The organism is Devosia sp. Leaf64 (genome assembly GCF_001421945.1).
Taxonomy (GTDB): Bacteria; Pseudomonadota; Alphaproteobacteria; order Rhizobiales; family Devosiaceae; genus Devosia.
This window is the reverse complement of sequence record NZ_LMLO01000005.1, coordinates 233,138-239,747: the sequence shown is the minus strand read 5'-3', so window position 1 is coordinate 239,747 and position 6,610 is coordinate 233,138. Positions and strand designations below refer to the sequence as shown.

The 6,610-nt window shown below is 61.5% G+C and carries 6 protein-coding genes; all 6 read right to left on the bottom strand.

Annotation, left to right across the window (positions count from 1 at the left end; genetic code table 11):
* Positions 1-224: 224 nt before the first annotated feature.
* On the bottom strand, positions 225-1,364 hold the full coding sequence (locus ASE94_RS03720; protein ID WP_062629246.1) for a GGDEF domain-containing protein: 1,140 nt from the start codon (positions 1,362-1,364) through the stop codon (positions 225-227).
* 154 nt (positions 1,365-1,518) lie between these two features.
* The gene (locus tag ASE94_RS03715; RefSeq protein WP_062629245.1) at positions 1,519-2,289 is read right to left on the bottom strand and encodes an NAD(P)-dependent oxidoreductase; all 771 of its coding nucleotides are present in this window, start codon (positions 2,287-2,289) and stop codon (positions 1,519-1,521) included.
* Positions 2,290-2,308: 19 nt separating this feature from the next.
* The gene (gene murB / locus ASE94_RS03710; protein ID WP_062629244.1) at positions 2,309-3,322 is read right to left on the bottom strand and encodes a UDP-N-acetylmuramate dehydrogenase; all 1,014 of its coding nucleotides are present in this window, start codon (positions 3,320-3,322) and stop codon (positions 2,309-2,311) included.
* A 37-nt stretch (positions 3,323-3,359) separates the two neighbouring features.
* Positions 3,360-4,343: a D-erythronate dehydrogenase gene (gene denD / locus ASE94_RS03705; RefSeq protein ID WP_062629243.1), complete on the bottom strand. Its 984-nt coding sequence runs from the start codon at positions 4,341-4,343 to the stop codon at positions 3,360-3,362.
* A 102-nt stretch (positions 4,344-4,445) separates the two neighbouring features.
* Entirely contained in the window at positions 4,446-5,135 is a 690-nt protein-coding gene (locus tag ASE94_RS03700) for a hypothetical protein (RefSeq protein WP_061909381.1), read from the bottom strand.
* A 118-nt stretch (positions 5,136-5,253) separates the two neighbouring features.
* Positions 5,254-6,600, bottom strand: a complete 1,347-nt coding sequence (glmM, locus tag ASE94_RS03695; protein ID WP_061909382.1) for a phosphoglucosamine mutase — start codon at positions 6,598-6,600, stop codon at positions 5,254-5,256.
* Between the last annotated feature and the right edge of the window lie 10 nt (positions 6,601-6,610).

Here is a 6,610-nt window from a genome sequence, read left to right as displayed (position 1 = left end):
CCAAGGGCCAATCGATCGCCCTCCCGGAACCAATCTCGCACACTTTCAACAGACAAGGGCCAGTGCGGGAGCCACAGGCATTGATGGGTGGGCAGGAGGCCCTCGGGTCAGGCCCGAGGGAAGAACGGTGCGTTGGGGAATACGTCCAAGGTGACAACCTGCACAGTGATCTGCGTGCAGGGAGTATCGATCGGGACCGTATAGGGTAATCAGGCGGGCAGCGCCTAATTCACCGCCGCGGCCCAGACGCGGTTGCGGCCGGCGTTTTTGGCGGTGTAGAGCGCGTTGTCGGCGCGGCGCAGGATGTCGTCAAAACTCTCGGCATCGCTGACCACGGCGACGCCGACGCTGACTGTGCCGCGGAAACCACCGCTGGCGCCTTGGAGGATTTCGTGGGCAAAGCCGGAGCGGATGGCTTCGGCCGCTTCCATGGCCTGCGTGGCACCGGCCTCTGGCATGACCAGAAGAAATTCTTCCCCACCCATGCGCACCGCATAGGTGTCGCGGGTCTGCTGCTTGCGCATCACCTGGGCAAAGCGGCGGAGCGCTTCGTCGCCGGCGGCGTGGCCATGCTTGTCATTGATCGACTTGAAATGATCGAGATCGAAAATCAGCGCCGCGGTGTTGGTGTGCAGCTTGGCCTTGCCGAAGAGATCGAAAATGGCGCGGCGATTGAGCAGCCCCGTCAGCGCATCCGTATTGGCTTCGGCCTGATGGTGGCGCGCGACGCGCGCTTGATTGGCAGCAAGGGACATGGCGCCGATGCCGGTGAGGCCGATGAGGCCGACAATAGAGTTGACGTCTTCGGCCCAGCCGCTCGGCGGCGCCGTCAGCACCAAGGGGCCCTTCAAATAGATCATGACGGCGCAGGGAATGAAGGAGAGCGAGGTGATGGAGTAAAGGCTCGATATGCCGGTGACCCAGATCGGCGCCTCGGCACGGCCTTCCCAGAATTTCCAGGCGGTTGCTGCAAGGAGAATGCAATTAACGATATTGCCGATCATTGCCCCGAGCGCATCGAGGCCGAAAAGGAACGGCAGAGTGATTGCCGAAACGATAGAGATGCCTACGGCCGCGACGCGCTGGCTTGGCAGGCGCCGTTCGGTGAAGAGACAGGCGGCGGCAAAGAAGATCACGAAGCCGCCGCTCAGCGTCATATTGGACATCCAGAGAAGGATGTAGATGCTGGTGACCGCGTAGATCGAAAAGCCGGCAAAGGCGGTGACCAGGACACCGGCGCCGACGGCCCAGATCAGGATGAATTTTTCGGTGCGTGAAGCAAGCCAGGTGACGAAAAGCGTCGCCGAGAGCGCGAGGGCCGCAAAACCGAGTGCGAGCAGCAGGGATGTCTGGTCAACAAACATAACTGCTTTCTCTAACTTGCCCCACCCAAGTTTGATGGCCGAAGCGCAAGCAAACCCTGCGCTTCTTCTGCAAGCCTTGGTGGCTGCGGTCAATCACCGAGATGAAATGTCAGCTATGTTCTTGGCAGAAATATCACTTTGCGCCCGCGCGCTGTCACTGATGCGGCAGGGTGAAGCCGCCGCCGACGAAGCGATTGACGGCGTCGCTCGTATCGATGGGGCCGTCGGCATCGATATTGGTGAAGGCGCGGGACGAGAATTGCGGGCGCCAGGCAAGGCCAGGATCGGGCTCATTGACGAAGAACGGATTGGGATTGTCCGAAATCCCGTAAATGGTGCGGAAGCCGAGATCGGGCGTATCGAGCCCGCAATCGACGAGGCGGCAGAGGTCGTCGCGATCGAGATGATTGCGCGCGTCGCGCGGTGAGCCAGGCGGAAAGGCGGTGCAGATGCGAATGACGAGACATTCGAGGCCGTAGCGATCGTAGCAATAGCGGCCGTAGTTTTCGCCAAAAACCTTGGACAGCGCATAGAGTGTATCGGGGCGCGTCGGGGCATCTAGCCTGATGGGGGTGTCGCCGGTCGAGTGGAAACCCATGACGTGATAGGACGAGGCGAAGATAACGCGGCGCACGCCTTGGCGGCGGGCGGATTCAAAGATGTTACGCGCGCCCTCGATATTGCCGCGCTGGATATCGGCCCAGGCCTGTTCGTCCGAGACGGCACCGAAATGGACGACGGTGTCGATGCCGGCCATCAGCTTTTCGACGGCGGCCGCATCGCCGAGATCGGCGAGGACGATGTCGCGGCCATCGCTTGCTGCACGCATGTCGGTGGCGACGACATCGCGGCCGGCTTTGGCGAACCAGGCATGGAGATGGGTGCCGAGCAGCCCCGTTGCACCGGTGAGCAGGATCGTGCCCATTGCAAACCTCAGACTTTATTCAGGTGAAAACCGGCTCTTCGTGGAGCGCGATGCCGAAGCGGGATTGGACGCTCGTCTTGATATGCGTCGCGAGCGCGGCGATGTCTTCGGCCGTAGCGCCGCCGAGATTGATCAGCACCAGGGCATGGCGCTCGGAAATGCCGGCACGGCCCATGCGGAAGCCTTTTAGACCGGTCTTTTCGATCAGCCAGCCGGCGGAAAGCTTGGTGCGGCCATCGGGCTGCGGGAAGCTGGGGGCCGTGGGGAATTCGGCGAGGACCGGCGCGGCGTCTTCGAGGCTGACAATGGGGTTTTGGAAGAAGGAACCGGCATTGGGCGTGACGCGCCAATCGGGGAGTTTTGAATTTCTCAGGGCCACGACACGATCCATGACCTGACGCGGGGTCAGATCGGGCGTGCCTTCGAGCTCGGAGAGGCCGGCAAATTTAAGATTGGGCTGCCAATCGCGCTTGAGGCGGAGACGGATCGAGAGGACGACATAGTGGCCCGGGTCATGCTTGAAGACGCTGTCGCGATAGGCGAATTTGCACTCGGCGCCGGTGAAGGTGCGGGTCGTGCCGGTGATTGTGTCATAGGCGAGAAGGCTCTCGAAGGCATCGGCGACTTCGGCGCCATAGGCTCCGATATTCTGGACCGGCGCGGCGCCGACGGTGCCTGGAATGCCGGCGAGGTTCTCGATGCCGCCAAGACCCTTGTCGATCGTGAAGACGACGAAGTCGTGCCAGGTTTCGCCCGCTGCCGCCTCGACCACGGTGGCGTCGGGGCCATTCTCGATGATGCCGCCGCCTGTGATGCTGACAAGCGCGGTGATGCCGTCAAAGTCTTGAGAAAGGACGACATTGCTGCCGCCGCCGAGGAGGCGGAGCGGAAGATTTTGTTCGGCGGCGAGGGCGTAGAGTGCCGGAAAATCTTCGGCCCGTTCGATCTTGACCCCGAATCGCGAGCGCGCGGTAAGCGCCAGCGTGTTGTGGGCGGTGAGGTCGAAATCGGGAATCAGGGTAAGCGCGGTCATGGGCGGTTATAGGGCTGCGTTGAAAGGGCTGGCAATCTCAGCCGATCCTGCCGCCGAGTTCATCCTCGATATGAGCGCGGACGATGGCGTCGAAATCGGCATCGGCGCGGAAGCCGAGGCTTTCGGCGCGCTTGGCGACAAAACCCTGGGGCCAGCCGGCGACGATGGCGGCGATCGTTGGATCGGGTTGATGGCGGATCAGCGCGACGGCCTTTTCACCGGCGGCACGACGAAGGGCGTCGATCTCATCGGCGACGGTGGCAGCAAGGCCCGGCATGGTGAGGCTGCGGCGCTGGCCGAGACCCGATGTGTCGAGTTCAGCTGCATGGAGCAAAAAGCCAACGGCGGCGCGGGGGCTGGCGAACCAGTGACGCACGGAGGGATCGACCGGAAGCACTGCCTCCTGCCCTGCCAAGGGCTCGCGAAGAATGCCGGAGAAAAAGCCGGAGGCGGCCTTATTGGGTTTGCCTGGGCGCACCACAATGGTGGGGAGGCGAATGCCGATCCCGTCGACGAAGCCGCGGCGGGAATAATCGGCCAGCAGCAGTTCACCAATGGCTTTCTGGGTGCCGTAGCTCGTGAGCGGGGTCAGCGGGAATTCGTCGGGGATATCGCGCGGCAGCGGCTCGCCGAAGACGGCGATAGACGAAGTGAAGACAAGGCGCGGCTTATAGGGCTGATTTGCGCTTTCAAGCCGGATGGCTTCGAGCAAATGCTGCGTGCCATCGAGATTGATGCGGTAGCCTTTTTCGAAATCGGCCTCCGCTTCGCCCGAGACGATGGCGGCGAGATGGAAGATGAGGTCGGGTCGATCGGCGATCAGCTTTGCAGCGGTTTCGGGCGCCGAGAGATCGACGGCATGAAGCTGGGTGGGGATATCGGTATCAGGCGCCTGTGGCGCGATGACATCGGCGAGGGAGAGAGCAGAAATCTCCTGAGCGCCGATACGTCCTGCCGCGACCAGAGCCGATGTCAGCTTGCGGCCGATCATGCCGGCGGCACCGATGATGAGAACCTTCACGCTTTTCCTCCGTCATTTTCAGCCATCATGACCGCGCTGACCTATCAAAGCAAATCGGCGCCACGAGGGCGCCGACTGAAAGATCTGGGTCTTGGACAGGCTTCAGAAGCGGTAGCGCAGCGAGGTGCGGATTTCGTTGATGAAGTTGTCGTTGATCAGATAGGCGTTCTGGATGTTCGCCGGCTGGTTCATGACCTTGTTCATGTAGATACCGCGATAGCCGACGTCGGCGACGTAGGAGCCGAAATCGTAGCTCACGCCAGCCATGACGGCAGCAGCGGCTTCAAGCGAGTGACCGTAGGCGTAGTAACCAGGGCCATTCACTTCGGTATAATTTTTGGCAACACCGATACCGGCGCCGACATAAGCACCAAAGCCGCCAGCGCCATAGCCGTTACCCGACAGATTGAAATCGTAGTAAAGGTTGGCGAGCGCGAGGCCCGAGCGCAGGTTGACGGTGTGATCGCCACCCTTCAGGCCTTCATTGCTCAGATAGTCGAGCGTGATATCGGCGCGGACGCCGTGGCCGCTGTCGTAACCGAAGCCAGCGCCGACGCTGTAGCCATAGCCCATCTTATCGAAAGCTGGGACGCAGCCGCAGTAGCTCGCGGCATCCTTGGCCCACCAGGCGTTACCGGCAACGCTGCCGCGGAGGTAAAGGCCACCGGCGACGCCGTAATCCACATCGGGAACGTCGATCACGGGCGGGTAATAGGGTACGAGGTCCGCGGCAATTGCCGGGCCTGCGACTGCTGTTCCGGCCAGCAGGAACGCAGCAATGAGCTTGCGCATGAGTTCAGTCCTTGAGTTGCCACGACACGAGGTCGGTTGTGGCGAATATGGGACAAACTCCTTAAAACCCGCTTAACCCTAAAACCGGCTTAACCGTACGGTTTAACCCTAATACCGCCTAACGGGCGATCTGCAGGATGGCCGCTTCCACCTGTCCGACGACGCTCGCGACGAGCGCCGCATCGTCCGCTTCGCCCATGACGCGAATGACCGGCTCCGTGCCGGAGGGGCGCACGACGAGGCGGCCCGCGGTGCCCAAGGTCGCTTGTGCATCGGCGATGGCCTGGATGACATGCTTGTCTTCGAGCGGCTTACCGGCCTTGAAGCGGACATTGCGCAGAAGCTGCGGCACCTTTTCGAAGCGGTGGCAGATTTCGGAGATTGGCTGTTCGATCTGCTTGAGCACGGCCATCAACTGCAGCGCCGCGATGAGCCCATCGCCCGTCGTCGTGAAGTCGGACAGAATGATATGGCCGGATTGTTCACCGCCAACGTTGAAGCCCTTGCTGCGCATGGCTTCGAGCACGTAGCGATCGCCGACCTGGGTGCGTTCGAGCGAAAGGCCGAGGCCCATCAGATAGCGCTCGAGACCCAGATTGCTCATAATGGTCGCAACGATGCCGCCACCAAGCAGCATTTCGCGCTGCAGCCAGCTTTGCGCGATCACGGCCATGAACTGGTCGCCATCGACCACATTGCCCTTTTCGTCGATGATGATGACACGGTCCGCGTCGCCATCGAGCGCAATGCCGATATCGGCGCGCACTTCCTTGACCTTGGCTGATACCGCCTCGGGGGCGGTCGAACCGACCTTGTGATTGATATTATAGCCATCCGGTTCGACGCCGATGGCGATGACCTCGGCGCCAAGCTCCCAAAGAGCGATCGGAGCGACCTTATAGGCGGCGCCATTGGCGCAATCGATAACGACGCGAAGACCCGAAAGATCGACGCCACGCGGCAGTGTGCGCTTGGCATATTCGATATAGCGGGTGCTGGCGGCTTCGTCGCGATGGGCGCGGCCAATTGCCATGCCATGAGCCAGAAGCTTGTTCATGTCCGTATCGATCAGCCGCTCGATTTCAGACTCGACTTCGTCACTGAGCTTGTAGCCATCGGGGCGGAAGAATTTGATGCCGTTGTCTTCGTATGGGTTATGCGAGGCAGAGATCATGACGCCGAGATCAGCGCGCAGCGAGCGCGTCAGCATGGCGACGGCTGGCGTCGGCATTGGGCCGAGGAAATAGACATCCATGCCCACGGCGGTGAAACCGGCGCCAAGGGCGCTTTCGAGCATATAGCCGGAACGGCGGGTATCCTTGCCGATGACGACGCGATTGCGATGGTCACCGCGCACGAACTTGGTGCCAGCAGCCATGCCGACTTTCATGGCTAGTTCCGGCGTCAGCTTGTCGCCGTTCGCCATGCCGCGAATACCGTCCGTGCCGAAATATTTCCGGGCCATATGCGTTCCC

Bases quoted from the DNA above. Each gene is read 5' to 3' on its own strand.
- ASE94_RS03720 (WP_062629246.1), bottom strand. From the start codon at position 1,364: ATGTTTGTTGACCAGACATCCCTGCTGCTCGCACTCGGTTTTGCGGCC.
- ASE94_RS03715 (WP_062629245.1), bottom strand. From the start codon at position 2,289: ATGGGCACGATCCTGCTCACCGGTGCAACGGGGCTGCTCGGCACCCAT.
- murB (WP_062629244.1), bottom strand. From the start codon at position 3,322: ATGACCGCGCTTACCCTGATTCCCGATTTCGACCTCACCGCCCACAAC.
- ASE94_RS03700 (WP_061909381.1), bottom strand. From the start codon at position 5,135: ATGCGCAAGCTCATTGCTGCGTTCCTGCTGGCCGGAACAGCAGTCGCA.
- glmM (WP_061909382.1), bottom strand. From the start codon at position 6,600: ATGGCCCGGAAATATTTCGGCACGGACGGTATTCGCGGCATGGCGAAC.